This window comes from Nonomuraea sp. NPDC049637 (genome assembly GCF_040675235.1).
In the GTDB taxonomy this organism is placed as follows: domain Bacteria; phylum Actinomycetota; class Actinomycetes; order Streptosporangiales; family Streptosporangiaceae; genus Nonomuraea.
This window is the reverse complement of record NZ_JBFAOM010000003.1, coordinates 187,538-214,177: the sequence shown is the minus strand read 5'-3', so window position 1 is coordinate 214,177 and position 26,640 is coordinate 187,538. Positions and strand designations below refer to the sequence as shown.

The following is a 26,640-nucleotide window of genomic DNA, read 5'->3' as shown; positions in this document are numbered from 1 at the left end:
GAGCAAGGAGGCCGGCCATGTTCCGGTCACGTGTGGCCACGCTCGGCGTGGCGGCGCTGGTCCTGACCGCCTGCGGCGGCAACAGCGCCGAGGCGCCGAAGAAGAAGACCGAACTGACGCTCTACAACGACAAGGGCGCCTGGACGAAATACTTCGACGAGATGGGCGCGCTGTCCAAGCAGCAGATCGGCCTGGGCATGAAGCCGACGGGATACACCGACTCCGCGCAGTACCAGGCCTTCATCAAGGCGTCGTTCCGCACGGACGTGAAGCCCGACCTGTTCACCTGGCAGACCGGGGGGATGCTGGCGGAGATCGTCAAGCAGAAGCAGGTGGCCGACACCACGGCCGTCTGGCAGGAGGCGATCAAGGCGGGCGACCTGTCGCAGGACCTCGCCCCGTACTACACCATCGGCGGCAAGCAGTACTGCGTGCCGATGAACGTCGCCTACTGGGGCATGTTCTACAACAAGAAGATCTTCGACAAGTACCGCCTGAAGCCCCCGCAGACGTGGGACGAGCTGGTCCAGGCCGCCGAGACCCTGAAGAAGAACGGCGTCAAGGCCTTCTACCACACCAGCGTGCTGTTCTCCTTCGTCTGGTTCGAGCAGCTTCTCGCCGGCTCCGACCCCGACCTGTACGACCGGCTGTCCACGGGCCAGGCGAAGTACACCGACCCGGGTGTGGTGCAGGTGATGGAGAAGTGGAAGTCGCTCATCGACGCCGGATATTTCATGAACCCGGGTGACAAGACCGACCCTGGGGACGTCATGAAGACCGGCAAGGCGGCGATGGTCTCCTTCGGCACCTGGTTCAGCACCAGCATGACCCAGCGCGACCTGAAGTCCGGCACCGACTACGGGTTCTTCGTCATCCCCAACGTCAACCCCGCGCTGCCGAAGACCTCGATGATCTTCGAGAGCGGGCCGCTGTGCTCGCTCACCAAGGGGGCCGACCCCGACTCCAGCATGAAGTACCTCAAGTGGTGGACCACCGCCGACGCCCAGAAGAAGTGGGCCACCACCAGGGGCGACGTGAGCGCCAACCCGAAGGTCGAGATCGCCGACGAAGCGCTCGGCGCGGTCACCAAGGACGCGGGCGGTGGCAAGTACCGCCTGGTCAACCGCTACTTCGAGGCCACGCCGCCGCCGGTGCTGACCGCCGCGCTCGACGGCTTCGGCAAGTTCGTCACCGAGCCGGGCTCGTACAAGGAAGTGCTGGACACCATCCAGAAGGCCGCCGACGAGTACTGGGCCACGCATCAGTGATGGGCGCCCGGACCCCGATGCTGGGCCGGTTCAGGCACGGTTACGTGGCGCCCGCGGCCGTGCTGGTCGCGGGGCTGCTCTACGCGCCGTTCCTGTGGACGGCCTACCTGAGCCTCACCCGCTACGACGGCCTGGAGCCCCCGGCGTGGGTCGGCGTGCACAACTTCGTCAAGCTGCTGGACGACCCCGCGCTGCTCACCTCGACCCGCAACACGCTCATCTGGGTGGCCGGCACGATGGTGCTGCCGGTCGGGCTCGGCCTGCTGGTCGCGGTGCTGTCCTACGACATCAAGGGCGGCGCCTGGTACCGGGTGCCGTTCATGTTGCCGTACGCGCTGAGCGGCGCGGGCCTGGCCATGGTGTGGAGCCCGGTGTTGTCCCACGACGGCATCGCCAACCGGCTGCTCGGCGTGGACACCGCGTTCCTGCAGGTCGCGCCGGACAACACGCTGGCCATGCTGCTGGTGTGGACCTGGCAGCAGCTCGGCGTGAACACGCTGCTGTTCGTCGTGGGCCTGCAGTCCATCCCCAAGGAGCCGATCGAGGCCGCCCGCCTGGACGGCGCCTCCGGCTGGCGGCTGTTCCGGCACGTGATCTGGCCGCTGATGCGCCCGCTGACCGCGGTCGTGGTCGGGCTGGCCCTGGTGGCGAGCCTGAAGACGTTCGACATCGTGTGGGTGCTGACGCAGGGCGGCCCGGGACGCAACTCCGAGACGCTGGCGGTGACCATGTACCGCGACACGTTCGTGGCCAGTGACTACGGCTACGGCTCGGCGGTCGCGGTGCTGCTCACCGTGGTCACCGGGCTGGCCTCCTACCTCTACCTGAGGAGGCAGGTGCGATGATCCGGCGGATCGTGCTCATCGTGCTCGGGCTGATCTGGCTCGGCCCGACCTACCTGCTCATCGTCAACGCCTCCAGGCCGGCCGCGTCGTACGACCCGGGCAGCGCGTGGGCGCCGTCCGGCGACTTCGCGCTGCTGGACAACTTCGGCCGCGCCCTGGACAGCGCCGACCTGACCGGCAGCCTGGCCAGCACCGCGCTCTACGCGGTCGTCTCGCCGCTGCTCGGCGTGGTGATCGGGGCGCTGGCCGGCTACACGATCGTGGTGCTGCGGCTGCGCCACGGGTTCTGGTGGTTCCTGCTGATCTTCGGCGGCACGGTGTTCCCGTCGCAGATGCTGCTGGTGCCGCTGTTCGTCGGCTACAGCGACGCCGGCCTGTACGACAGCAGGCTCGGCATGATCCTGATCTACACCGCGATCAACGTGCCGCTGGCCGCGTTCGTGCTGCGCAACTTCTACACGGGGGTGGCGTTCTCGATCTTCGAGGCGGCCCGCATGGACGGCGCGTCCACGTGGCGCATCTTCTGGCGCATCTACCTGCCGATCTCGCTCAGCGCGCTGACGGCGGTGTTCATCCTGGAGTTCACCTTCATCTGGAACGACCTCATCTTCGGCCTGACGCTGACGCAGACGCAGAGCGTCCGGCCGGTCATGACCGCCCTGGCCGGGCTGATGACCGACGTCTACGCCGGCACCCCGGTCCCCGTCGGCCTGGCGGCGGGCCTGGTGGTCTCGCTGCCGACGGTCGTGCTGTTCCTGGCCACCCAGCGCCTCTTCGCACGGGGCCTGTCCCTAGGGAGTGTTTAGATGACGAGCCGGTTGCTGCAGCGGAGCCTGGGTAGCCCCGACTACGACGGGATCAGGCAGGCGCTGCGCAACGACACCTCCACACCGGTGATCAGCGCCCGCGGGCTGGAGGTGCGGGTCGCGGTGCTGCCGCTGTTCACGCACGACGGCCGCCAGGCGGTCCGGGTGTCGAGCACGCAACCCCTGACCCACGTGCTGGTGGGCGTCGACAGCGCCTCCGGCACGGACGTGACGCTGCTGGTGCCCGAGGTGGACGCGCCGCGCACGCTCACCCTGGAGTGCCGCGACGACGCCGGCGTGGTCGGCAGCGCGCAGGTCACGGTCACCCCGCAGCGCAAGTGGAGCGTGTTCGTCGTGCACCACTCGCACCTGGACATCGGCTACACCGACCCCCAGGGCACGGTGCTCCGCCACCACCTCGACTACCTCGACGCGGCCCTGCGGCTGGCCGAGGAGACCGCCTCCTGGCCGGACGACGCCAAGTTCCGCTGGACGGTCGAGTCGTCGATGCCCGCGCTCAAATGGCTCGGCGCCCGGCCGGCCGGGCAGGTCGAGTCGTTCGCCGCGCTGGCCAGGGCGGGCGTGATCGAGGTGACCGCGCTGCCGTTCCAGCTGCACACCGAGGCGTGCTCGACCGAGGAGCTCTACCGCCAGCTCCGCTTCACCGCCCAGCTCCAGGACCGGTACGGCTTCGCCACCAGGTCCGCCATGCACACCGACGTGCCGGGCGCGGTCGTCGGCCTGGTGGACGCGCTCAACGCCTCAGGCGTGCGCTACCTGGCCGCCGCGCACAACTGGGCCGGGCGGTCGGTGCCGTACCTGCACGGCGGCGACAAGCTGACCAGGCCGTTCCGGTGGCGGGCGCCGAGCGGGAACGAGCTGCTCGTGTGGTTCACCGACACGCCGCACGGGATGGCGTACATGGAGGGCAACACGGTCGGGCTGACCGACTCCTACGAGCTGGCCGACGACCTGCTGCCGCGCTACCTGTCGGCGCTGGCCACGCGGGGCTACCCGTACGGGCCGGGGACGTTCGGCTGGCAGGGGCCGGACGCGCCGCGCGAGCCGTACGAGCTGGACGTGCTGCACCTGCGGGTGCAGGGCGCGCACGCCGACAACGCCGGGCCGTCGATCGTGCCCGCCTCCATCGCCCGCCGGTGGAACGAGACGTGGGCCTGGCCGCGCCTGCGCTCGGCGGTCAACAGCGACTTCTTCGAGCACGTCGAGGAGCGCTACCACGACCGCCTGGCCGTGCACGAGGGCGACTGGACCGACTGGTGGGCCGACGGGCTCGGCTCGGGCGCCCGCCCGCTCGGCTACGTGCGCCGCGCCCAGTCGGCCCTGCGCGTGGCCGAGACGCTGCACACGATCGCCGGCGCGGACGCCACGGACGAGATCGACGCGGCCTACGACAAGGTCGCCCTGTTCAACGAGCACACCTGGGGAGCGGCCAACCCGTGGGAGGACGCCGAGGAGGCGGGCGACTCCGGCGGCCTGCAGTGGACCCGCAAGTCGTCGGGCGCCTACCAGGCCCAGGACGACGCCTCCGACCTGCTGCACGCCGCCACCCGCCGCTTCGCCGCCGCCCTCTCCTCCCCGGACGCGAAAGGCCCGGACGCGGAGGGCGCGGCGCTGGCCGCCTTCGCCGTCTTCAACCCCGGCACCAGGGCACGGACCGACGTGGTGCGCGCGTTCCTGCCGCGCGACGTGGTGGCCGTGGACGTGCCGATCGTGCTGGTCGACGCCCGGACCGGCGAGACCGTGCCGCACCACGAGGAGTACGTCGACCCCGACGACTGGCCGACCCGCCCGATCGGCCGGCACGTGCACGCCGTGGTGCCGGACGTCCCCGGCTTCGGCTACGCGCGGCTGGACGTCGTCCGCGGGCCGGGCCAGGCCCCCGAGCCGGTCGAGCCGGACCTGGACGGCGTGATCGAGAACGAGTTCTACCGGGTCGCCTACGACGTGCGCGAAGGCTACATCAGCTCGATCTTCGACAAGTCCGCCGGCCGTGAGCTGGTCAACGGCGACGCCGCCGCCGGCTTCGGCCAGTACGTCTACGACCGCTACGCCACCGCCCCGCACTTCAACCACCTGTCCGGCCACGTCGGGGCGCACGACAGGACGCTCCTCGGAGACCGGGCGATCGCCCGCAACGCGACGATCGTCAGGGCCGTGCGCACGGCGGTCGGCGAGAAGCTGGTCGTCGAGCTCCAGGGCAAGGGCGTCGACTGGCTGCGCACCACGATCGAGCTGCACCGGGGCGTCCCCCGGCTCGACCTGACCTACCAGCTCGCCAAGCAGGGCACCCCGGCCAAGGAGGCGGTGTTCCTGGCGTTCCCGTTCGCGACCGGCCCGGCCACGGCCTGGGAGCTGACCGGCGGGGTCGGCGGCCCCGGCGTGCCGCGCGTGCCGGGATCGGCCGAGTACATGTTGCCGATCAGGCACTGGATCGCCTTCGAGGACCCCGAGCTGACCGTCGCCTGGGCCACCCTGGAAGCGCCGCTGGTGCAGCTCGGCACCATCCACATGCCGTACGCGCCGTTCCCGCCCACGCTCGACCAGGAGGACGGCACGGTCTACTCCTGGGCGCTCAACAACATCTGGGACACCAACTTCCCCGCCCAGCAGCAGGGCGAGACCACCTTCCGGTACGCCGTCACGTCGGCGGCCGGCGTCAAGGGCAGCAGGCTGGGCGCGGCGGCGGCCTCGGGGCTGACCGAGCCGTTCGTCGGCGCGCTGATCACCGGCGGTCCCGGGGCCACCGAGACCTACGCCTCGGTGGACCACCCCGACGTGCTGATCACCTCGATCGGCCGGGTGGACGGCGAGCAGGTGGTCCGGCTGCAGTCGCTGGCCGCCGAGCCGGTGACGGCGGCGGTCACGGTCCCAGGACGGGATCCGGTCGAGGTCCGGCTGCCCGCCTGCGGGGTCGCCGTCGTCGGAGGGAAGCGCGCGTGAAGATCGTTGACATCCGGGCCACGACGGTCGCCGTCCCGCTGGAGGCGCCGCTGCGGCACAGCAACGGCGCCCACTGGGGCCGGTTCGTGCGCACGATCGTCGAGGTCGAGGCCGACAACGGGCTGGTCGGCCTGGGGGAGATGGGCGGCGGGGGCGAGAGCGCGGAGTCGGCCTTCCGGGCGCTCGTCCCGTACCTGAAGGGGCACAACCCGTTCGAGCTGGAGGCGCTGCGCTTCAAGATCGCCAATCCGACCGCCTCGCTCTACAACAACCGCACCCAGCTCCTGGCCGCCGTCGAGTTCGCCTGCCTCGACCTCGTCGGGCAGCACCTCGGCGTGCCCGTCCACGACCTGCTGGGCGGGCGGCTGCGGGACAGGGTCCCGTTCGCCTCCTACCTGTTCTTCCGCTACGCCGCCGACGGCCACCCGGAGATCCGCACCCCCGGCCAGCTCGTCGAGCACGCCGCCCGGCTCAAGCAGGCGCACGGGTTCACCGTGCACAAGCTCAAGGGCGGCGTCTTCCCGCCGGACTACGAGCTGGAGTGCTACCGGGCCCTGGCCGAGGCGTTCCCGGCCGACCGGCTCAGGTACGACCCCAACGCCGTCCTGTCGGTGGCCGAGGGCCTGCGGTTCGGCCGGGCCATCGAGGGGCTGAACAACGACTACCTGGAGGACCCGGTCTGGGGGATGGAAGGGCTCAGGGCAGTCCGGGAGCAGGTCAGGGTGCCCCTCGCCACGAACACGGTGGTCGTCAACTTCGAGCAGCTCGCCTCCAACGTGCTGCGCAGGTCCGCCGACGTGGTGCTGCTGGACACGACGTTCTGGGGTGGGGTCCGGCCGTGCGTGAAGGCGGCGGGGGTGTGCGACACGTTCCAGGTGGGGGTGGCCGTGCACTCCTCGGGCGAGCTCGGCATCCAGCTCGCGACCATGCTGCACCTCGGCGCGGTGCTGCCGAACCTCACCTACGCCGCCGACGCCCACTACCACCAGCTGCGCGACGACGTGATCGAGGGCGGCCGGCTGCCGTACGCGGACGGCGCCATCGCCGTGCCCTCCGGGCCGGGGCTCGGGGTGCGTCTCGACCCCGATCGCGTGGCCCGCTACGCCGAGTTCTACCGGGAGACCGGCGGCTATCCCTACGACCGCGACCCGGGGCGTCCCGGCTGGTACGCCACCGTCCCGAACGAGCGCTTCGCCGACCCCGCGATCTCGGTGGACGTTGCCCCATAATTGGCCGCTATGTCCGACGAAGTACAGACAAAGAAGCCTGCCGACAACCTCGTCACCACCCGGCACACCCTGCCCACCGGCCAGGGATACACCGCCACCGCCGGAACCATGGTGGTGCGCGAGGAGGTGTTCACGGACGGCACGTTCGACGGCCACCGCCCGAAGGCGGAGGTGTTCCTCACCTCCTACACCCTCGACGACGCCGACCCGCTGACCAGGCCGGTCACGTTCGCCTTCAACGGCGGGCCGGGGTCGTCGAGCGTGTGGCTGCACCTCGGCATCCTCGGCCCGCGCCGGGTCGTGATGGGGGACGCGGGCGCGCTCCTGCCGCCGCCGTACGCGCTGGCCGACAACGACGAGACCCTGCTCAAGGTGAGCGACCTCGTCGTCATCGACCCGATGTCCACCGGCTACTCGCGGGCGGCCGAGGGCGAGAAGGCCGGCCCGTACCACGGGTTCACCGGCGACGTGGAGTCGGTCGGCGAGGTGATCCGCCTCTGGACGACCAGGAACGCGCGGTGGATGTCGCCGAAGTTCCTGGCCGGCGAGTCGTACGGCACGGTCAGGGCGGCCGGGCTGGCCGACCACCTCCAGTCGCGCTACGGCATGTACCTCAACGGCGTGATGCTGATCTCCTCGGTGCTCGACTACGCGACCGTGGAGTTCAACGAGGGCAACGACGTGGCCTACGCCCTCTATCTCCCGACCTATGCGGCCATCGCGCACTACCACGGGCTGCACGGCGACCGCCCGCTGGCCGACGTGCTGCGCGAGGCCGAGGAGTACGCCTCCCGCGACTACCCGTGGGCCCTGGCTCGCGGCAACCGCCTCACGGCCGAAGAGCGCGCCGCCGCGGTCTCCAGGGTCGCCGCCCTGTCCGGCCTGTCGGAGGACTACGTCGACCGCGTGGACCTGCGCATCGAGCACATCCGCTTCTTCACCGAGCTGCTGCGCGAGCGCCGGCTGACCGTCGGCAGGCTCGACGGCCGCTTCACCGGCTGGGACCCCGACGGCGGGCGCGAGCACTTCGTCTCCGACCCGAGCATGAACGCCATCACCGGCCCCTACAGCGCCGCGCTCAACCACTACCTGCGGACCGAGCTGGAGTACGCCAACGACCTGCCCTACGAGATCCTCAGCTCGCGGGTGCACCCGTGGTCGTACAAGGAGTTCGAGGGCGTGCACGTCAGCGTGACCGACCGGCTCGGCGCCGCCATGCGCACCAACCCGCACCTGCGCGTGCACGTGGCCTGCGGCTACCACGACGGCGCCACGCCGTACTACGCGGCCGAGCACGCCTTCGCCCACCTGCCCGTGCCCGCCGAGCTGGCCGCCAACGTCGAGTTCAAGTACTACGAGGCCGGCCACATGATGTACGCGCACGAGCCCAGCAGGCTGCGCCAGTCAGCCGACCTGGCGGCCTTCGTGCTCGGACAGCAGGCGTGAGGCGCGCTCCAGCCGCTGCCGCAGGCTGGCCGCGAGCGCGGCGAAACGTTCCCGGTTGTCCCGGATGACCGCGCGCTGAAGCTCGGCGTCGGCCGTGAACCAGGCGGCGACCAGGCCCGAGGCCCACTTGCAGGTCGTGTCGGCGACGGCCGTCAGCTTCTCCTCCTCGCTCACGTCCGGCTTCTCCAGGTTCCAGCGGGAGTCGGCGATGGCCGACTCCGGGTCCGGGTAGGGGTGTCCCGCCTGGGTCATGCACGACTGCCAGCGCCTGGTCGCCGCGGCCACGCTGCCGTGCTTGGCGGCCTGTTCCAGGGTGAGCGAGTCCTGCAGGCCCAGCCAGGGCCAGTCCGCCTGACGGGTGCCGCCCTCCAGCTCGGCGGAGGCGCGGTCGAGGCAGCCGCGGTCGGCGGCGGTGCCGTACAGGCGGTGACGGGTGTGCTTGGGCAGCTTGTTGACCCAGGAGCCGGTGGTGTCCGGGGACGGGGGCCTGGCCAGGTGGTAGCCGTACCGCTGGGCGGCCGAGGTGTCCACGACGCCGTAGCGGCGGGAGTTGCCCGGGTCGATCGCCGCCAGCTCGGCGGCGTCCTCCGCGGGTGGGGTGACGGTGAGGCCGCGGCGGCTCATGCACCGCGCGACCAGGTGGTTGTGGGCATTGCCCAGGACGGCCCGCTGCTCGGGAGTCGGCTTGTAGGCGTCGAACGGCAACACGAGCTGCGACACCGAGGTCACGCCCGCGGGGGGCCGTTCGCGTACGGGCTCGCCGGCGGCGCAGGCCGCGACGGACAGCAGCAGCGCGCCCGCGAGGAGGCCGCGACAGCCGGTTTCCGGCGGCCAAGCCCGGAAACCGGCACTCCCGTTATTTCTCAGCGGCACCAGATGTCGATCGAGCTGGTGCGGTTGTTGCCGATGGCGTTGTTCGACAGGTAACCGTCGTTGGAGTTGTGGGTGAAGGTGCTGTGGGCGCCGGTGTAGTCGGCGTGCTGCCAGAGGGTGGCGCTGCAGCCGATCCGGTTCCTGACGGAGCTGGTCTCGTTGTCCATGCTGTGCCAGGTGTTGCTGAAGTCCCAGTTCAGCCAGTTGTTGTCGGCCAGGTCGGAGTCGTCGGCCGTGAAGTCGCGCCAGTGGTCGCTCTGGCCCCGGTTGTAGTCGAAACCGGCGTACAGGCAGACGCGGCCGCCGTAGCACGTCGAGCGTGGGCTGGCCTCAGCCGCGGCAGCCGGGACGACCACGGTGAACAGCGCGGCCGCGGCGATGAAGCCGGCGGCCTTCTTGGTGAGCCTCACAGGTCTCTCCTAGATCGGTGAGTCGTTTCGGAACCCGTACCAAGCGTGCTGTGAGGGGGCTCGGGACCCACCCTCGAATACACGCAGAGACCTTGGTTACCAGGCTCACCACCTGGCACTTCGCCGCATTGACGCAACGATTGCCAGGTTCGGGAGGCGACTGGGGACTTACTCGACCTAGTCGGGGAGCGCCGCCGGGTTCCGGGCCAGCAGGCCGCCGTCCACGCGGTGCTCGGCCCCGGTGATGAACGACGAACGCGGCCCCGCCAGGAACGCCACCAGCTCGGCCACCTCTTCCGCGCGGCCCACGCGGCCCAGCGGATGGGCCTTGCCCCACTGCTCGACCTGCTCCTCCTGCGACAGGTCGCCCCGCCACAGGTCGGCCGCCCAGCGCAGCATGGGCGTGTCCACCGAGCCGGGGCAGACCACGTTGACCCGGATGCCGTCGGCCGCGTGGTCGAGCGCCATGGCCCTGGTCAGGCCGTTCAGGGCGGCCTTGCTCGCGGTGTAGGCGGCCACCTGCGCCTGCGACGAGAACGCCTGCACCGACGACATGACCACGATCGAGCCGCCGCCGCGTTCCCTGAGCCTCGGCACGGCGGCCTTGCAGGTGAGGTAGACGCCCTTGAGGTTGACGTCCATGACCTCGTCCCACACCTCCTCCGGGGTGTCCTCGACCGTGCCGTACCGCTGGACGCCGGCGCAGGTGACGACGACGTCGAGGCCGCCGTACCTGGTCACGGCCAGGTCCACGAGGTCGCGCATGTCGCCGGCCCGGCGCACGTCGGCGACGACGCCGGTGACGTGCTCGCGGTCGAGCACCGCGCCTTCGTCCACGCCGCAGAACACCACGTTCGCGCCGCCGTCGGTCAGCCGGTCGACCACCGCCCGCCCGATGCCCATCGACCCGCCGGTGACCAGCGCCACCTTGCCGGAAAACTCACTCACGCCAGCACCTCCGCGCGCCATCTCGACACCTTGGTCTCCTGCGGTCCGAGCGACAGGGCGCTGCCGTTGGCCACGGCGGCGGCCAGGCCGTCGGTCGGCATGCCGGCGAACGGCTCCAGCCCCAGCGTGTAGGCCCGCCCCCACCAGGGGTAGCCGGTGGACGCGCCGAGCTCCTGCCACATCCACAGGTAGGGGAGGAGTGCCGCATCCCACTCCACCCGGATACCGATATCCCCTGAAATTTCGTACCAACCCTCCGGGAAACCCGTGAGGTAGACGATGTCGCTCGGCCCGCCCCGCTCCGGCACCAGGCTCAGGTCCGTCTCCCCGCCCCCGTCGGCGGGCACCACCGGCCACCGCCACGGCCCGCCGGCCCGCACCCGGCGCCCGGCCGGGCCGATCGGCGCCGCGTGCGGGATCACCCGCACGCCCTCGGGCAGCCGGATGCGCGCGCCCGCCCGCAGGAACGGCGCCCCGAAGACGATGTGCTGGCCCCACATCGCGTGCAGCGCGAGGTCCGCCTCGTTGGTCACCCGCCCCTCGACCTCCAGCGCGGCCGTCCCGGCCCGGAGCCGGAACACCTTCTCCACCCGGTACGGCAGCCGCCGGGTGCGCACGCCGAGCCGCACCGCGACCTCCTCCTCGCGGTCGGCCACCACCTCGCACGACCACGGCAGCCCGGCGACCTCGCCGTGCTGGGCCAGCCGCGCGCCCCGGTACTCGCTCGGCGCGCCGCCGTTGGGGAAGACCTCCTGCCAGCCGCCCTGGTAGTGGTCGACGAACTGGGCGACGTCGTCGGCCGCGCCGTGACGGTGGTCGCGCGGGTCGCGCAGGCCCTGCGGAGAGAGCCAGACGAAGTCCGTGTCGGTGGGTTTGTGCAGGAACTCCACCACGTCGCCGCCCTTGTCGGGCAGGACGGTCACGCGCAGCCGTTCGTTCTCCAGTGTGACCGCCCGCAGCCCGTCGAGGGTGAGGTGGCGCAGGCGCGCCGCCCAGTTGCGCCTCACCCGAACGTCACATCCAGGAATCTGGGCCGGTAGATGGACACGTCCCGGTAGTGGTCGGTGTTGACGAAGCTGTTGACGTTGTAGGAGACCACCAGGCCGTTCCCGGCGACGTCGGGATGGGCGTGGGCGTTGTAGGTGAAGACGTTCCCGCTGGTCTCGGGGGTGGTGTAGACGTGCTGCTTGCCGGTGAAGGGGCCGGTGGGCGAGCAGGAGGAGTAGGCCACGATGTTGGGGCTGAGCACCTCGGTGGTGTCATGCGTGATCAGGACATATCCGGATCCGACCTTGGTGACGCTGTACTCGTTCGCCACCCCGCCCATGATCCGCGCCGAGTCGGTCTCGTCCGGTGACCACGAGCCGTCGGCCGTGCGGAACTCCCACGCGCCCAGCAGGCTCTGGCCCCTGACCCGGGCGAGGTGCATGTACTTGGCCGAGCCGAGGTCCTCGACGCCGTACACGTAGGTGTAGCCGCCGTCCTTCAGCAGGCCGGAGGCCCAGGAGACGCCATGGCCCGAGGGCAGGTCGTGCACGCTGACCGGCTGGTCGAGCCGGCCGGGCGCGAACCTGGCCACCACGTTGCGGTGCCAGCGCCAGTCCCACGCGCCGGGGCCGAACCGCTCGTACTCCTGGTAGGTGACCTCGACCAGGCCGCCCGCCAGGGTGGCGTCCCCGGCCCAGAACCAGTGCTTGTCGTCGCGCGGCGGCATCACGGCGTCGGGCTTCGCGGCCGTGCCGTCGTGCACGGTGGACAGCCGCCCGTCCCGCTCGACGGCGAAGGAGTTGTTCAGGAAGACGGTGCTGCCGCCCTCCTCGACGACGGGCGGCCGGGAGCCGTCGGCGTTGACCCGGCCGAGGAAGGTGTCGGAGAACACCCACAGCTCACGGCCGTTCGGCAGCTTGAGCGAGTAGGTGCCGTCGGCTCCCGTCCAGTCGTCCAGGCGGCTGTTGTCGTTGCCGTACGAGGTGAACAGGCTGGTCAGCCGGGCGTCCACGGATGCGCCGCGCACGGTGGGCGCGCACGCCGAGACCGGCCCGGCCGGTTCCCGCGCCACGCCGGCCGACGGGGGCACCGGCTTGGGCGGCGCGGCCCACGCCTGCTGCGGGACGGCGACCAGGCCGAGCAGGGCGACGGCGAGGGGGAGGAGGGAGGAGCGGAATCGCGTCATCACCGGTTCCTAGGGGCTGGGGGGTCCCGTACAGTTCTAGTCATTAGATCACTTGCTGTCCAGGGCCCCCTGACCACCGGCCGAAAACCGGGTGCCGGTGGTCGCGGGCGGCCGGTAGCCTGCCCGGATGGGCCACGTTGAAGTAGGACATCTGACGTACGTGCTGCCCGACGGCAGGCCCCTGCTCAACGACGTCTCCTTCCGGATCGGCGACGGTGTCAAGGCGGCGCTCGTCGGGCCCAACGGCGCGGGCAAGACCACCCTCATGCGCCTGGTCGCGGGCGACCTGGAGCCCGTCGAGGGCAGCGTCACCAGCTCCGGCGGGCTGGGCGTGATGCGCCAGTTCATCGGCAACGTGCGCGACGGGAGCAACGTGCGCGACCTGCTGCTCGGCGTCGCCCCGCCGGCCGTGCGCCAGGCGGCCGAGCGGCTCGACGCGGCCGAGCTGGTCATGATGGAGCGCGACGACGAGAAGGCGCAGATGCGCTACGCGCAGGCCATCAGCGACTACACCGACGCCGGCGGCTACGAGATCGAGGTGCTCTGGGACACCTGCACGGTCTCGGCCCTCGGCGTGCCGTTCGACCGGGTGAAGTACCGCGACGTGGCCACGCTGTCCGGCGGCGAGCAGAAGCGGCTCGTCCTGGAGGCGCTGCTGCGCGGCCCCGACCAGACCCTGCTGCTCGACGAGCCCGACAACTACCTCGACGTGCCCGGCAAGGAGTGGCTGGAGCAGCAGCTGCGCGAGACGTCCAAGACCGTGCTGCTGGTCAGCCACGACCGCCAGCTCCTCGCCAACGCCGCCGACCGCATCGTCACGGTCGAGTCGGGCAACATCTGGATCCACGGCGGCGGCTTCGCCGGTTACGCCGAGGCCCGCAAGGCCCGCAACGAGCGGCTCGACGAGCTGCGCAGGCGCTGGGACGAAGAGCACGCCAAGCTCAAGGCCCTGGTCAACATGCTGAAGAACAAGGCCAGGTACAACGACGGCATGGCCGCCCCCTACCACGCGGCCCAGACCCGGCTGCGCAGGTTCGTCGAGGCGGGCCCGCCCGAGCAGGCCCCCGCCGACCAGAACATCAAGATGCGCCTGCGCGGCGGCCGCACCGGCAAGCGCGCGGTCATCTGCGAGGGCCTGGAGCTGACCGGCCTGATGCGCCCGTTCGACCTGGAGATCTGGTACGGCGAGCGGGTCGCCGTCCTCGGCTCCAACGGCTCGGGCAAGTCCCACTTCCTGCGCCTGGTGGCCGGCGAGCCCGTCGCGCACACCGGCGTGGCCAGGCTCGGCGCGCGGGTCGTCCCGGGGCACTTCGCCCAGACCCACTCCAGGCCCGACCTGCTCGGCCGCACGCCGGTCGAGATCGTGATGACCGAGCACGCCAAGCTCAAGAACGAGGCCATGAAGACGCTGGCCCGCTACGAGCTGGCCGGGCTGATCGCCGAGCAGCGCTTCGACACGCTGTCCGGAGGCCAGCAGGCGCGGCTGCAGATCCTGCTGCTGGAGCTGTCGGGCGCCACGCTGCTGCTGCTCGACGAGCCGACCGACAACCTCGACCTGGCCAGCGCCGAGGCGCTCCAGGTGGGCCTCGACGCGTTCGACGGCACGGTCATGGCGGTCACCCACGACCGCTGGTTCGCCGCCGACTTCGACCGTTTCCTGGTCTTCGGCTCCGACGGCACGGTCTACGAGTCCGCCGAGCCGGTGTGGGACGAGACGAGGGTCGTCCGGAGGCGTTAAAGAGTTGGTACGCCCGGCGCGTGTCATCTGCCAGCCGTGCCCATGCACGGGTTATCACGGCAAAGTGATCCCGCGTAGCCGAACCGTCAGCCTCCTCGCACTCGGGGCGATCTGCCTCGCCGGTTGTTCAAGTGAGGACCAGCCAGCCCAATCGCTCAAGCCGCTCGTTCTCAAGGAGCAGGTCTCGAACATCGCCAAGTCCGCCGACGGTTACGCCGTCAACTGGGCCGGCGTGCTCAGCAACGCCAACCCGTGGCACTTCGGCGAGCACGTCGTGGCCACCATCGTGGGCCGCGACGCCGCCGGCACCGAGGTGGTGCGCATGGACCAGCCGCTCGACGCCGTGCCGCCGGGCGGCTCCCTGGCCTTCACCGGCCAGGCGTCCGCCGCCGAGAAGCCGGTGAAGGTGACCATCCAGTACCGTCCGGCGCAGTGGCGGTCGGCCGCGCGCATCCCGTCGGCGTTCCAGTCGTTCCCGATCACGCGCGTCCAGACAATGCGCCAAAAAGACGGCTCTTACCTTATTACCGGCTATGTCGGAAATCCGTATCAATTGCCGGCGAGCAGCCTGGTGGTGAACGCGTTGCTGCGTGACGCGACCGGCAAACTGCTCGGCGGCGGCAGCACGTTCGTGGACGACGTGAAGGCCGGCAGCCCGCCCAGGTTCATCCTGACCGTGGCCGGACTGCCCAAGGACAGCAAGGTCGCCAAGACCGACGTCACCGCCCGGACCTGGGGCTCGACCGGCCGTCCCTACGAGGACCTGGCGATGGGCGGCGCGCTTCCTGTGCACACGGTCAAGCCCACCTCCGAGCCGTTCGCAGTGGACCGGGGGAGCCAGGCCATGGGGCAGGTAAAGCAATAATCGGTATTAGTCCGAACAAATAGGTTGGGAAATCCGCGGGGTCGCGGTAGACAAGCGGCGGAACCGGTAGAACTACTAGTTACCGATCCATTACCTTCGGTCACATGAATGACCGCGTCCTGGTGGAGGCACTCCGCACCCGCGACCCGGGAGCCCTCGCCGCGCTCTACGACACGCACGCGGAGAGCGTCTACCGCTACTGCTGGTCCCTCCTCCTCGACACCGACAGCGCCCAGGTGGCCCTGCGCGACACGCTGATCGCCGCCGAGGCGCACGCGGGTGCGCTGGCCCAGCCCGACAGGTTCCGGGTCTGGCTGCTCGCCCTGGCCCGGCAGGAGTGCCTGCGCCGCCGGATGGCCGCGCCGCCCGGCGCCGACGAGGCCCTGGCCGAGGCTCCGCCGCTGGACGACCCCGCCGACGCCGACCTGCGGCTCATGGCCTGGAACGCGGTCGTGAGCCTGCCCGTCGCCGACCGCGAGGTGCTGGAGCTGGCGACCAGGCACGCCCTGGACACCGCCGAGCTGTCCCAGGTGCTCGCGATCCCGCCGCGCCAGGTCGAGCAGGCCAGGGAGCGGGCGCGCGATCGTCTCACCGACGCCGTCACCGCCGAGATCCTGGCGCGCAAGGGCCCCTACGACTGCCCGCGCCGGGCCCGGATCCTGGCCGGCTTCACCGGCGACCTCACCAGGGAGATGCGCGAGCACCTGGTCGGGCACGTCGCCCGTTGCGAGGTCTGCGCCCCCCACCGCGCCCGCCAGGCCTCGGCCGCCAAGGTCTTCGGCCTGCTGCCCGCCGCCGCGCTCCCCGAGGCCCTGCGCATCAGGGTCATGAGCTGCTTCGCCGACCCCGAGCTGCTGCCCTACCGCCGCTACGTCGCCCGGCGCACGGCCTCCCTGGACGCCGCCGGGTTTCCCGTTCCCACGCAGACGGCGGCTCGAAGGTGGCCTCAGGCGGTGGCGGGCGCGCTGGCGGCGGTCGCGACCGTGGTGGCGATAGCAGTGATCTTCAACCAGTTCGGCAAGGACAACGGCGGTCTCGCCGGGGTGGCGACGGCCGCGTTCCCCGCCACCGGCGAGCCGCCCGGCATCAGACTGCCCTGGCAACCCGACCCGCAGGACGCCCAGTTGACCGTAGAGCCCATCCTCGACAGCGCCGCGCCCGAGCCGTTCGGCATGCTCGGCTCGACCACACCGGTGCCGCCGGCCGTGCTCGTGCCCACGTACGCGACCGCGCCGCCCGCCGAATCACCGCCCGGCGAGCCGCGGCCGACGCCCGACGGCCCGCCGCAGCCCGAGCCGCCGGGCGAGAACCCGGGCGACCCTACGTACGGCCAGCCGGGTCAGCCCGGCCTGCCCGGCCGTACCGGCCACCCGGGTCATCCGCCGCACGGTGAGCCGGGCCGTCCACCGCACGGCGAACCCGGCACGCGTCCGCCCACCCGGACCCCGCCGGCGCCGACCCCCACCCCCGCCCCCACGCCCACCGAGACTCCCTCGCCCACCACCACGCCCTCGGAGACGGCGACGCCCGCCCCGACGCACACCCCCACCGAGGAGCCCGTCACCCCCGTCGAGAGCGGCTGAGCCCCCCGTGGAGGCGTTCGAGGTGCGCCAGGATCCGCATCTGGGGCGCCGGGTCTGCCCGTCGCCCGTCCCGGGGCGGGTGGCCGAGCTGGTGCCGCGGGGGCACCGCGTCGACTGGCCGACCTGGCTCGACCGCGGCCCCCGCATGCTGCGCCACGTGCTCGACCTGTGCCGGCTGCGCACCGCGCGCGGGCTGGCGGTGCTGTCCTGGCTGGCCGGCGGCGTGCAGCCGGACGAACTCGACTGGTTGTGGGACCCCCGCCGCCTGACCGGCCCCCGCCAGGACCGCATGTACGGCGCCGCCGCCGACGTCCCCGAGCCCGTGCTCGGGCTGGTGACGGCCAACTGGACCTGGGTGCTCGACACCTGTCACGGCGGCCGGGTCACCGCCCCCTACCTGGCCGGTACCGCCTACCCGGGCGACGGTCACGCCGCCGCCGACGCCGCGATGACCCTCTTCCAGACCTACGACCGCCATCCGGAGGCCAGACCGGCCATCGCGGCGGCCTGGGCCGCGGCCCGCGTGACCGCCGACTGGTGCAAGGCCGCCGAACTGCACGCCGCGTACGGCGTCCAGACCCCCGTCTTCACCTACCCGCGGGCCGCCCGGCCGGTGGTCACCGGGATACGCCCTTGGATAGAACGGCTCTTCCGCCTGCGGTGATGACGTTACGTGCATGAAAGCGCTGGGAACTGTGTGCATAGAGTAACCATCTGTTTCCGGGGGGACCTATGCGCGCATTTCGGGCTGGGCTCCTGGTGTGCGTCCTGCTGGCCGGTCTGTGTCCGCTCAATGCGGGCGCGCCGGTGCTGGCCGACCCCATGCCGTCGGCCAAGGACGTGAAGAAGGCGCGCGAGACCGCCCGCGCCCGCTCGAAGGAGCTGGGCGTCGCCAGCGCCGGGCTGGCCGTGGCCCAGTCCAGGCTCGACGAGCTGGCCGCGGCCGTGGAACGGCAGGTGGAGGCGTACAACGGCGAGCTGGTCCGGCTGCGGCAGGCCGAGCAGTCGTACGCGCAGGCCCAGGCGCGTCAGGCGGCGGCCGACGCCGAGGCCGAGCGCGCCCGGCAGGCCGTCGCGCTGCTCGCCGCGCAGAGCTACGGCGGGATGACGGCGATGGGCCCGCTCGTCGGCATGCTCATCGACGAGGGCGGCGTCGACGGCTTCCTGCACCGGGCGAGCGTGCTCGGCCAGCTCGGCGCCGAGCGGGCCCAGATCCTGCGCAGGATGCGCGACGCCCAGGAGGTCGCCGCCATCCTCCGGACGCAGGCGCAGAACGCCTACGACGCCCGGCAGGCCGCCTCGGAGCGCGCCCGGCAGGCGAAGCTGGCCGCGGAGGCCGCCGTCGCCCGGCAGCGCCGCGAGACGCGCACCCTCCGGGTGGAGCGGCGGCAGCTCCAGCACCGGGTGAACGCCGCCCGCAGCCACGCCGAGCTGCTGGCCAGACGGCGGGCCCTGGCCCTGTCGGCGGCCGGCCTGGCGGCGGGGTCGGCGGGCGGCAACCTGGCCGCCAACTGGGCGCTGACCCAGCTCGGCAAGCCGTACGTGTGGGCCGCCGCGGGCCCCGACACCTACGACTGCTCCGGCCTGGTCATGCGCGCCTGGGAGCAGGTCGGCGTGCGCCTGGACCACTGGACCGGAACCCAGTGGACGTCCGGCCCGCACGTGCCGCTGGACCAGCTCCGCCGCGGCGATTTGCTGTTCTTCGGCCGCATCACCGACGACCCCGGCACGATCCACCACGTGGGCATCTACGTCGGCCAGGGCCAGATGGTGCACGCGCCCCAGACCGGCGACGTGGTGCGGGTCGCCCCGATCTGGAGAGGGGACCTGGTGGGCGCCACCAGGCCCCGGTGAGGATCAGTGGTGACCCGCGTCCTTGGCCCGGTGGAACGAGCGCTCGATCTCGGCCTCGGCCTCGATGCGCCCGACCCAGTTGGCGCCCTCGACGGACTTGCCGGGCTCAAGGTCCTTGTAGACCTCGAAGAAGTGCTGGATCTCCAGCCGGTCGAACTCCGACACGTGGTGGATGTCCTGGATGTGGTGCATCCGGGGGTCGGTCGAGGGCACGCACAGGACCTTGTCGTCGCCGCCCTTCTCGTCGGTCATCCGGAACATGCCGACCGCGCGGCAGGTGATGTAGCACCCCGGGAACGTCGGCTCCTGGAGCAGCACCAGCGCGTCGAGCGGGTCGCCGTCCTCGCCGAGGGTGTTCTCGATGAAGCCGTAGTCGGCGGGGTACTGCGTGGAGGTGAACAGGAGCCGGTCAAGCCTGATCTTTCCGGTCTCGTGGTCCACTTCGTACTTGTTCCGTTGCCCCTTGGGAATCTCAACGACAACGTCGAACTCCACCGCGGTTCCTCCGCTCAAGGCCCCCGGGAAGTCCCGGCTGGGCGTTAATGTCTCGTAGGCGAACACCAGGAGAGAGGTCAGGCGACGTGGCGCGGCACGAGCGTTCGATGATGCTGGCCACTCTCGCCGTGCTCCAGATCGTCACGATCGTCATCGGCGTCTACGCCATGACCAGCGACTTCAACCTGAGCGCGCTGACGAGGCAGCCGTCACCGATCGGGCCGACGGCGTCTCCCCGGGGAATCCCCCCCGCCCCCGTGGTCACCTCGGGGCCTGTGCTGGCCCAGCTTTCGGCGACGTCAGGAGACGGACCTCTCCCGACTAAGAGTACTTTGACCCGCCAGCTCACCGACGCGCTGGGTGACAAAGCACTCGGCGGCCGGGTGGGCGCGGTCGTGCTCGACGCCGCCACCGGTGCCCGGATCTTCGCCGCCAACCCCGACACGGGCATCACCCCGGCCTCCACGAACAAGGTCGTCACGACCACGGCGGCGCTCGCCTCGCTGGGGCCCGACACCCGCTTCTCCACCCGCGTCGTCCAGGGCCGCGCGCCCGGCGCGATCGTCCTGGTGGGCGGCGGCGACCCGCTGCTCGCCGGGCCGTCGGCCAAACCCGGCTACCCCAAGCAGGCCTCCCTCGCCACCCTGGCCGCCCGGACGGCCGCCACGCTGAAGGCCAAGGGCGTCAGGAAGGTCACGCTCTCCTACGACGACAGCCTGTTCACCGGGCCGGCCGTCGCGCCCGGCTGGAAGCCCAACTACGTGCCCGACGGCGAGGCGGCCCCCGTCCACGCCCTGGCCATGGACGAGGGACGCCAGCGCCCCGGCGCCCGGCCCCGCGTGCCCGACCCGGCCGCGTACACAGCCGCCGCCTTCGCCCGGCTGCTGCCCAGGTACGGCGTCACCGTCTCCAAGGACATCCGCCAGGAACGGGCCGCGGCGGGCGCCGCCGAGCTGGGCAAGGTCGACTCCGCCCCCCTGTACGCCCTGGTCGAGCACACCCTGACCCACAGCGACAACGACATGGCCGAGGCCATGGCCAGGCACGTCGCCATCAAGGAGGGCAAGGAGGCGTCGTACGCGGGGGCCGCGGAGGCGGTGACCGGGGTCATGCGGCGGCTCGGCGTGACCAAGGGCGTCAGCGTCGCCGACGGCAGCGGCCTGTCGATCCGCAACCGGGTCAGCGCCGACGCCATGGCCAGGATCATCGCCATCGCCGGCTCGGCCGCGCATCCCGAGCTGCGGGCCGTCGACTCGGGCATGCCGATCGCCGGTTTCTCCGGCACGCTGGGCAACGGCAGGCGCTTCACCCGCGCCGACAGCAAGGGCCAGGTCGGCCTCGTCCGCGCCAAGACCGGCACGCTCAACAACGTCAACACCCTGGCGGGCCTGGCCACCACCAAGGACGGGCGGCTGGTCACCTTCGCCTTCCTCGCCGACGACGTGCCGGTGAACGCCGAGCCGGTGCTCGACAGGCTCGCCGCGATCGTCGCGCGATCCTGACCGCCGCTTCTTCGCAGGCGTGACGAGAACAACGTACGGTGGACGTCATGCAGGTGATCGACTGGGATCTGGCCGTCACGACCGGCACGCGCCTGGTGCGCCCCGGTCCTCAGGTGAGCAAGGAGGAGGCCAGGCAGGCCGTCGCCGAGCTCCGCACGCTGTCACGTGAGGCCGAGGGCCACGTGCGCGAGTTCACGAAGATCCACACCGAGACCGCGCCGCAGCCCGCGACCATCGTCGACCGGCCGGGCTGGATCAAGGCCAACGTCGAGGGCTTCCGCGTGGTCCTCGAACCGCTGACCCAGCGCATGGGCGGCGGGGACAACCCGCCGCCCGCCATCGTCACCGCGGTGGGCTCGCGCATCACCGGCGTCGAGGTCGGGGCCGTCCTCGCCTTCCTCGCCTCCCGGGTGCTCGGCCAGTACGAGCTGTTCCTGCCGCCCGACCCGACCGGCCAGGAGCCGACCGGCCGCCTGACGCTCGTCGCGCCCAACATCGTGCACGCCGAGCGCGAGATGAACGTCGTGCCCCGCGACTTCCGCCTGTGGGTGTGCCTGCACGAGGAGACCCACCGCGTGCAGTTCACCGGCGTCACCTGGCTGCGCGAGTACGTCAGGTCGCAGATGACCGAGTTCCTGCTCGCCTCCGACCTCGACCTGCCCACGCTCCTCGACCGCCTGCGCAACGCCGCCGACACGGTGGCCGACGTGGTCAGGGGCGGCGAGGGCAACCTGATCGACGCCATCCAGTCGCCCGCCCAGAAGGAGATCCTCGACCGCCTGACGGCCGTGATGACCCTGGTGGAAGGCCATGGCGACTTCGTCATGGACGCCGTGGGCCCCTCGGTGGTCCCGTCGGTCTCGGAGATCCGCGCCAAGTTCGCCCAGCGCCGCGAGGGCGGCTCCCGGCTCGACCGCACGGTGCGGCGCCTGCTGGGCATCGAGGTCAAGATGAAGCAGTACGCCGAGGGCTCCGCGTTCGTCCGCAAGGTGGTCGACCGGGTCGGCATGGACGGCTTCAACAAGGTCTGGACCTCGCCGGAGACCCTGCCCACGACCCCTGAGATCGCCGACCCCGACGCCTGGATCCACCGCGTCATCGGCACCCCGGCCCTTCCCGCCTGACGTCCCTTCCCGGCCGTCGTGACGTGCGGCCGGGTCCCTCAGCCGGGACAATGGCTGCTGTGGGTCCCCGTCCAGCCGTCGCCGACGTGCGCCGGGCCGTCCGCGAGTCGCTGACCGACCTCGCCGGCACCGGCGCGCTGGTCCTGGCCGCGTGCAGCGGCGGCGCCGACTCGCTGGCCCTGGCGGCGGCGCTGGCCTTCGTCGCGCCCCGAGCCGGCCTGCGCGCGGGGCTGGTCACGGTGGACCACCAGCTCCAGCCGGGCTCCGCCGACCGCGCCCGGCAGGTCGCCGGCGTCGCCGCCGGTCTCGGCCTGAGCCCGGCCGAGGTGCTCACCGTCACCGTCGGCACCGAGGGCGGGCCCGAGGCCGCCGCCCGCGAGGCCAGGTACACCGCGCTGGCCGCGGCGGCCGACCGTCTGGGGGCCGCCGCCGTCCTGCTCGGCCACACCCGCGACGACCAGGCCGAGACCGTCCTGCTGGGCCTGGCCAGGGGGAGCGGCCTGCGCTCGATCTCCGGCATGGCCGCCCGCGCCGGCCGCTACCGCCGGCCCTTCCTCGGCCTGTCCAGGGCCACGACGGTCGCCGCCTGCGCGGCCATGTCCCTCCTCCCCTGGGACGACCCGCACAACGACGACCCCCGCTACACCCGCGTCCGGGTCAGGAAGCGGCTCCTGCCGATGCTCGACGAGGAGCTCGGCCCGGGGGTGGCCGAGGCGCTCGCGCGGACCGCCGGAATGGCGCGGGAGGACGCCGACGCCCTCGACCAGTGGGCCGAATCGGCGTTCCCGAATTGCGCTCTTAGCGATATCGGCGAGTCCGTCGTCCTGTCCGTACCCGAGTTGGAGAAACTGCCCGACGCCGTGCGCCGCAGAGTGCTGCGGCGCGCGGCCATCGCGGCGGGCACGCCCTCCGGCGCACTTTCCGCCACCCACGTGCTGGCGGTCGATCGGCTGGTCACGCAATGGCACGGGCAGAAGGCGGTGGATCTACCCGGAGGTCTGTCCGCAGTTCGGCGGTATGGCACCCTGATACTCGCCATCAGTCCCATCGTTTAAGGAACCACAGGTGGACGCTGCCGACATGGGCAAAGACCTGGAGAAGGTCCTCATCCCCGAGGACGACCTCCAGGCCAAGATCAAAGAGCTTGCCGGGCGCATCGACGAGGACTACGCGGGCAAGGACGTCCTGCTCGTGGGCGTGCTGAAGGGCGCGGTCATGGTGATGGCCGACCTGGCCAGAGCCCTGCACGTGCCGGTGCAGATGGACTGGATGGCGGTGTCGTCCTACGGCGCGGGCACCAAGTCCTCCGGCGTCGTGCGGGTGCTGAAGGACCTCGACACCGACATCTTGAACCGCCACGTCCTGATCGTCGAGGACATCATCGACTCGGGCCTGACCCTCCACTGGCTGCTGGAAAACCTGAAGTCGCGCAATCCGGCGTCGTTGGAGATCTGCGCCGCGCTGCGCAAGCCGGACGCGGTGAAGGTGCCGATCGACGTGAAATACGTCGGCTTCGACATTCCCAACGAGTTCGTCATCGGCTACGGGCTCGACTACGCGGAGCGCTACCGCAATTTGCCGTTCATCGGAACGCTCGCGCCGCACGTTTATAAGTAGTAATCCCGGCCATGGCCGGGAACATCGCGCAACGTGACGTACGTTGATAGGGCAAGACCGGTGTAGCGGGCGGGTCCCTCCGTGCGCCGTGCCGGTGTACCTTCAGACTCCGGAAGGGTGACCGCAAGTCCCCTTCGGGTAGTCAGAAGTCGCGGTGTCGGATGCCGCGGCCCCGGGCCAGCCCGGGGTTCCAGGCCATGGTCAGGAAGGGACGGGCCCGCAAGGGGTTCCGCATCGGATGGATCTCAAGCGATTTACACGTGGGCCACTGCTGTGGATCCTGGGCATCGTCGTGCTGCTCCTGCTCGTCACCCAGCTCTGGAGCGGCGGGGGCAATTTCAAGCAGGCCGACACGTCCACGGTCCTCCAGCAGATTCGCGCCGGCAATTTCACCAGCGCCAAGGTCGTCGACAAGGACAATCGGGTCGAGCTCACCCTCATCAAGCCGATCGTCGTCCGGCCGGGTGACGCCCCGGCGAAGCTGATCCAGTCCAACTGGGTCAGCGGCTACGGCGCGAAGCTGACCGACGAGCTGCAGGCCCAGGTCGACGCCAACAAGACGAAGAGCTTCACCACCGAGGTGCCCCAGGAGAACTTCCTGCTCAGCATCCTGGTGAGCTTCCTGCCGATCGTCATCATCGTGCTGATCTTCCTGTTCATCATGAACCAGATGCAGGGCGGCGGCTCCCGGGTGATGAACTTCGGCAAGTCGAAGGCCAAGCTCATCACCAAAGACACCCCCAAGACCACGTTCGCCGACGTCGCCGGCGCCGACGAGGCCATCGAGGAGCTCCAGGAGATCAAGGAGTTCCTGCAGGCCCCGGCCAAGTTCCAGGCGATCGGCGCGAAGATCCCCAAGGGCGTGCTGCTCTACGGCCCGCCCGGCACCGGCAAGACCCTGCTGGCCCGCGCGGTCGCGGGCGAGGCCGGCGTGCCCTTCTACTCGATCTCCGGCTCCGACTTCGTCGAGATGTTCGTCGGCGTCGGCGCCTCCCGGGTGCGCGACCTGTTCGAGCAGGCCAAGGCCAACGCCCCCGCGATCATCTTCATCGACGAGATCGACGCCGTCGGCCGCCACCGCGGCGCCGGCCTGGGCGGCGGTCACGACGAGCGCGAGCAGACTCTCAACCAGCTGCTCGTCGAGATGGACGGCTTCGACGTCAAGGGCGGCGTGATCCTCATCGCCGCGACCAACCGGCCCGACATCCTCGACCCGGCGCTGCTGCGTCCGGGCCGTTTCGACCGGCAGGTCACGGTCGACCGTCCCGACCTGGAGGGCCGCAAGGGCATCCTCAAGGTCCACGGTCGCGGCAAGCCGTTCGCGCCCGACGTCGACCTCGACGTCATCGCGCGCCGCACCCCCGGGTTCACCGGCGCCGACCTGGCCAACGTGATCAACGAGGCGGCCCTGCTCACCGCGCGGGCCGACCAGAAGCTGATCACGATGGAGGTCCTCGAGGAGTCGATCGACCGTGTCATGGCAGGGCCCGAGCGCAAGTCGCGGGTCATGTCCGACAAGGAGAAGAAGATGATCGCCTACCACGAAGGCGGTCACGCGCTGGTGGCGCACGCGCTGCCCAACTCCGACCCGGTCCACAAGATCACCATCCTGTCCCGCGGCCGCGCGCTCGGTTACACGATGACGCTGCCGATGGAGGACAAGTTCCTGGCCACCAGGTCCGAGATGATGGACCAGCTCGCGATGCTGCTCGGCGGCCGCGCGGCGGAGGAGCTCGTCTTCCACGAGCCCACCACCGGCGCCTCCAACGACATCGAGAAGGCCACGGCGGTCGCCCGCCGCATGGTGACCGAGTACGGCATGAGCGAGCAGCTCGGCGCCCGTAAGTTCGGCACCGGCCAGGCCGAGGTCTTCCTCGGCCGCGAGATGGGCCACGAGCGCGACTACTCCGAGAAGATCGCCTCCTCCATCGACGAGGAGGTCCGCCGGATGATCGAGACGGCGCACGACCAGGCCTGGGACATCCTGGTCGAATACCGCGACGTGCTCGACAACCTGGTGCTGGAGCTCATGGAGAAGGAGACCCTCTCCCGCGAGCAGGTCCTGCAGATCTTCGCCCCGGTGGTCGTCAAGGAGCACCGGCCCTCCTACGCGGGCTACGGCAAGCGGCTGCCCTCCGACCGCCCGCCGATCCTGACCCCGAAGGAGCAGTCGGCCAACGGTTCGCACGCCCCCGGTCACCAGGACGCCTTCCAGTCCGGGGACAGTGCGTGACCCAGCATGAGGTAGACCTGGGGCGGATCGAGAAGGCCGTACGCGAGATCCTCTACGGCATCGGCGAGGATCCCGACCGCGACGGCCTGCTCGAGACGCCCGCCAGGGTCGCCCGCGCGATGGCCGAGCAGTTCTCCGGGCTCGGCCAGACCCCTGAGGACGTGCTCAACAAGGTCTTCGACGTCGACCACGACGAGATGGTGCTGGTCAGGGACATCGAGGTCTACTCGACCTGCGAGCACCATCTGGTCCCGTTCCACGGCGTGGCCCACGTGGGCTACATCCCCAACGAGCGCGGCCAGGTGACCGGGCTGTCCAAGCTGGCCCGGCTGGTCGACGTCTTCGCCCGCCGGCCGCAGGTGCAGGAGCGCATGACCTCGCAGATCGCCGACGCCCTCATGCGGGTGCTGGAGCCGCGCGGGGTCATCGTGGTGGTCGAGGCCGAACACCTGTGCATGACGATGCGCGGCGTGCGCAAGCCGGGGGCCAAGACGGTCACGTCGGCGGTCCGCGGCGACTTCCGTACCAGCGACAAGACCCGCTCCGAGGCGATGGCGCTGATTCTCGGCAGGTGACGATCGTTATCCACAACTGGGGACCCGAGATGTCGGCAGGTGTGGGGGAACGCCTAGGCTTGCCCCATGACTAGCGTGCCCATCAACGTGCCGGG

The 26,640-nt window shown here is 71.1% G+C and carries 23 protein-coding genes; 17 read left to right on the top strand and 6 right to left on the bottom strand.

The window, feature by feature from the left end:
- Positions 1-17 precede the first annotated feature (17 nt).
- Genes AB0J71_RS05725 through AB0J71_RS05700 form a run of 6 tightly spaced genes read left to right on the top strand, consistent with a single transcriptional unit; the run spans position 18 to position 8,555 of the window.
- Positions 18-1,268 carry an extracellular solute-binding protein gene (locus AB0J71_RS05725; RefSeq protein WP_352318566.1) on the top strand — a complete coding sequence of 417 codons (1,251 nt, stop codon included), beginning with the start codon at positions 18-20 and terminating at the stop codon, positions 1,266-1,268.
- Positions 1,268-2,113: a sugar ABC transporter permease gene (locus AB0J71_RS05720; RefSeq protein ID WP_352318568.1), complete on the top strand. Its 846-nt coding sequence runs from the start codon at positions 1,268-1,270 to the stop codon at positions 2,111-2,113. Before AB0J71_RS05725 ends, AB0J71_RS05720 begins: the two co-directional genes overlap by 1 nt.
- A complete protein-coding gene (locus tag AB0J71_RS05715) occupies positions 2,110-2,919 on the top strand; it encodes a carbohydrate ABC transporter permease (RefSeq protein ID WP_352318570.1) in 810 nt (269 codons plus the stop codon). Before AB0J71_RS05720 ends, AB0J71_RS05715 begins: the two co-directional genes overlap by 4 nt.
- The gene (locus tag AB0J71_RS05710) at positions 2,920-5,880 is read left to right on the top strand and encodes a glycoside hydrolase family 38 C-terminal domain-containing protein (protein ID WP_364412965.1); all 2,961 of its coding nucleotides are present in this window, start codon (positions 2,920-2,922) and stop codon (positions 5,878-5,880) included.
- The gene (locus AB0J71_RS05705; RefSeq protein WP_352318574.1) at positions 5,877-7,109 is read left to right on the top strand and encodes an enolase C-terminal domain-like protein; all 1,233 of its coding nucleotides are present in this window, start codon (positions 5,877-5,879) and stop codon (positions 7,107-7,109) included. Before AB0J71_RS05710 ends, AB0J71_RS05705 begins: the two co-directional genes overlap by 4 nt.
- Positions 7,110-7,118: 9 nt before the next feature.
- Positions 7,119-8,555: a peptidase S10 gene (locus AB0J71_RS05700; protein WP_364412962.1), complete on the top strand. Its 1,437-nt coding sequence runs from the start codon at positions 7,119-7,121 to the stop codon at positions 8,553-8,555.
- On the opposite strand, the gene AB0J71_RS05695 is transcribed toward AB0J71_RS05700, so the two are convergent.
- The 5 genes from AB0J71_RS05695 to AB0J71_RS05675 all read right to left on the bottom strand — a co-directional run bounded on the left by AB0J71_RS05695 (position 8,514) and on the right by AB0J71_RS05675 (position 12,959).
- The gene (locus tag AB0J71_RS05695) at positions 8,514-9,428 is read right to left on the bottom strand and encodes a hypothetical protein (protein WP_352318578.1); all 915 of its coding nucleotides are present in this window, start codon (positions 9,426-9,428) and stop codon (positions 8,514-8,516) included. The two genes, AB0J71_RS05700 and AB0J71_RS05695, sit on opposite strands and share 42 nt — an antisense overlap.
- The gene (locus AB0J71_RS05690; RefSeq protein ID WP_352318580.1) at positions 9,419-9,838 is read right to left on the bottom strand and encodes a peptidase inhibitor family I36 protein; all 420 of its coding nucleotides are present in this window, start codon (positions 9,836-9,838) and stop codon (positions 9,419-9,421) included. The genes AB0J71_RS05695 and AB0J71_RS05690 overlap by 10 nt, the downstream gene beginning before the upstream one ends.
- 177 nt (positions 9,839-10,015) lie before the next feature.
- Positions 10,016-10,786, bottom strand: a complete 771-nt coding sequence (locus tag AB0J71_RS05685; protein WP_364412959.1) for an SDR family oxidoreductase — start codon at positions 10,784-10,786, stop codon at positions 10,016-10,018.
- Positions 10,783-11,793 (bottom strand): DUF4432 family protein, encoded by a 1,011-nt coding sequence (locus AB0J71_RS05680; protein ID WP_364412956.1) that lies wholly within the window; start codon positions 11,791-11,793, stop codon positions 10,783-10,785. Before AB0J71_RS05680 ends, AB0J71_RS05685 begins: the two co-directional genes overlap by 4 nt.
- Positions 11,790-12,959: a DUF4185 domain-containing protein gene (locus AB0J71_RS05675; protein WP_364412953.1), complete on the bottom strand. Its 1,170-nt coding sequence runs from the start codon at positions 12,957-12,959 to the stop codon at positions 11,790-11,792. Before AB0J71_RS05675 ends, AB0J71_RS05680 begins: the two co-directional genes overlap by 4 nt.
- A 127-nt stretch (positions 12,960-13,086) precedes the next feature.
- Between AB0J71_RS05675 and AB0J71_RS05670 the strand changes: the two genes are divergently transcribed.
- The 5 genes from AB0J71_RS05670 to AB0J71_RS05650 all read left to right on the top strand — a co-directional run bounded on the left by AB0J71_RS05670 (position 13,087) and on the right by AB0J71_RS05650 (position 18,999).
- Positions 13,087-14,697, top strand: a complete 1,611-nt coding sequence (locus AB0J71_RS05670) for an ATP-binding cassette domain-containing protein (RefSeq protein ID WP_364412950.1) — start codon at positions 13,087-13,089, stop codon at positions 14,695-14,697.
- 64 nt (positions 14,698-14,761) lie between these two features.
- The gene (locus tag AB0J71_RS05665; RefSeq protein WP_352318590.1) at positions 14,762-15,562 is read left to right on the top strand and encodes a hypothetical protein; all 801 of its coding nucleotides are present in this window, start codon (positions 14,762-14,764) and stop codon (positions 15,560-15,562) included.
- A 104-nt stretch (positions 15,563-15,666) separates the two neighbouring features.
- A complete protein-coding gene (locus tag AB0J71_RS05660) occupies positions 15,667-17,145 on the top strand; it encodes a sigma-70 family RNA polymerase sigma factor (protein WP_352318592.1) in 1,479 nt (492 codons plus the stop codon).
- Positions 17,146-17,152: 7 nt separating this feature from the next.
- Positions 17,153-17,809 (top strand): hypothetical protein, encoded by a 657-nt coding sequence (locus tag AB0J71_RS05655; protein ID WP_364412947.1) that lies wholly within the window; start codon positions 17,153-17,155, stop codon positions 17,807-17,809.
- A gap of 68 nt (positions 17,810-17,877) precedes the next feature.
- Positions 17,878-18,999 carry a C40 family peptidase gene (locus AB0J71_RS05650; protein WP_364412944.1) on the top strand — a complete coding sequence of 374 codons (1,122 nt, stop codon included), beginning with the start codon at positions 17,878-17,880 and terminating at the stop codon, positions 18,997-18,999.
- Between the two features lie 3 nt (positions 19,000-19,002).
- Here the strand turns inward: AB0J71_RS05650 and AB0J71_RS05645 are convergent, their stop codons facing one another.
- A complete protein-coding gene (locus tag AB0J71_RS05645) occupies positions 19,003-19,494 on the bottom strand; it encodes an inorganic diphosphatase (protein ID WP_352318598.1) in 492 nt (163 codons plus the stop codon).
- An 86-nt stretch (positions 19,495-19,580) separates the two neighbouring features.
- Between AB0J71_RS05645 and dacB the strand changes: the two genes are divergently transcribed.
- From dacB to folE, 6 genes are all read left to right on the top strand, one after another.
- The gene (gene dacB / locus AB0J71_RS05640; RefSeq protein WP_352318600.1) at positions 19,581-20,996 is read left to right on the top strand and encodes a D-alanyl-D-alanine carboxypeptidase/D-alanyl-D-alanine-endopeptidase; all 1,416 of its coding nucleotides are present in this window, start codon (positions 19,581-19,583) and stop codon (positions 20,994-20,996) included.
- Positions 20,997-21,043: 47 nt separating this feature from the next.
- Complete coding sequence (locus AB0J71_RS05635) at positions 21,044-22,120, top strand: zinc-dependent metalloprotease (RefSeq protein ID WP_352318602.1); 1,077 nt, start codon at positions 21,044-21,046, stop codon at positions 22,118-22,120.
- Between the two features lie 50 nt (positions 22,121-22,170).
- The gene (gene tilS, locus AB0J71_RS05630) at positions 22,171-23,175 is read left to right on the top strand and encodes a tRNA lysidine(34) synthetase TilS (RefSeq protein WP_364412941.1); all 1,005 of its coding nucleotides are present in this window, start codon (positions 22,171-22,173) and stop codon (positions 23,173-23,175) included.
- A 10-nt stretch (positions 23,176-23,185) separates the two neighbouring features.
- The gene (gene hpt / locus AB0J71_RS05625) at positions 23,186-23,737 is read left to right on the top strand and encodes a hypoxanthine phosphoribosyltransferase (protein WP_352318606.1); all 552 of its coding nucleotides are present in this window, start codon (positions 23,186-23,188) and stop codon (positions 23,735-23,737) included.
- 238 nt (positions 23,738-23,975) lie between these two features.
- Positions 23,976-25,970, top strand: coding sequence for an ATP-dependent zinc metalloprotease FtsH (gene ftsH / locus AB0J71_RS05620; protein WP_352318607.1), 1,995 nt, complete (start codon positions 23,976-23,978; stop codon positions 25,968-25,970).
- Positions 25,967-26,545, top strand: coding sequence for a GTP cyclohydrolase I FolE (gene folE, locus AB0J71_RS05615; protein WP_352318609.1), 579 nt, complete (start codon positions 25,967-25,969; stop codon positions 26,543-26,545). The genes ftsH and folE overlap by 4 nt, the downstream gene beginning before the upstream one ends.
- Positions 26,546-26,640: the final 95 nt, after the last annotated feature.

Excerpts from the sequence above, each read along its gene's own strand:
- AB0J71_RS05715 (WP_352318570.1), top strand. The coding sequence starts at position 2,110 with ATGATCCGGCGGATCGTGCTCATCGTGCTCGGGCTGATCTGGCTCGGC.
- AB0J71_RS05635 (WP_352318602.1), top strand. The coding sequence starts at position 21,044 with ATGCAGGTGATCGACTGGGATCTGGCCGTCACGACCGGCACGCGCCTG.
- AB0J71_RS05670 (WP_364412950.1), top strand. The coding sequence starts at position 13,087 with ATGGGCCACGTTGAAGTAGGACATCTGACGTACGTGCTGCCCGACGGC.
- AB0J71_RS05700 (WP_364412962.1), top strand. The coding sequence starts at position 7,119 with ATGTCCGACGAAGTACAGACAAAGAAGCCTGCCGACAACCTCGTCACC.
- AB0J71_RS05725 (WP_352318566.1), top strand. The coding sequence starts at position 18 with ATGTTCCGGTCACGTGTGGCCACGCTCGGCGTGGCGGCGCTGGTCCTG.
- AB0J71_RS05710 (WP_364412965.1), top strand. The coding sequence starts at position 2,920 with ATGACGAGCCGGTTGCTGCAGCGGAGCCTGGGTAGCCCCGACTACGAC.
- AB0J71_RS05675 (WP_364412953.1), bottom strand. The coding sequence starts at position 12,959 with ATGACGCGATTCCGCTCCTCCCTCCTCCCCCTCGCCGTCGCCCTGCTC.
- ftsH (WP_352318607.1), top strand. The coding sequence starts at position 23,976 with ATGGATCTCAAGCGATTTACACGTGGGCCACTGCTGTGGATCCTGGGC.
- AB0J71_RS05650 (WP_364412944.1), top strand. The coding sequence starts at position 17,878 with ATGCGCGCATTTCGGGCTGGGCTCCTGGTGTGCGTCCTGCTGGCCGGT.
- tilS (WP_364412941.1), top strand. The coding sequence starts at position 22,171 with ATGGCTGCTGTGGGTCCCCGTCCAGCCGTCGCCGACGTGCGCCGGGCC.
- AB0J71_RS05660 (WP_352318592.1), top strand. The coding sequence starts at position 15,667 with ATGAATGACCGCGTCCTGGTGGAGGCACTCCGCACCCGCGACCCGGGA.
- AB0J71_RS05720 (WP_352318568.1), top strand. The coding sequence starts at position 1,268 with ATGGGCGCCCGGACCCCGATGCTGGGCCGGTTCAGGCACGGTTACGTG.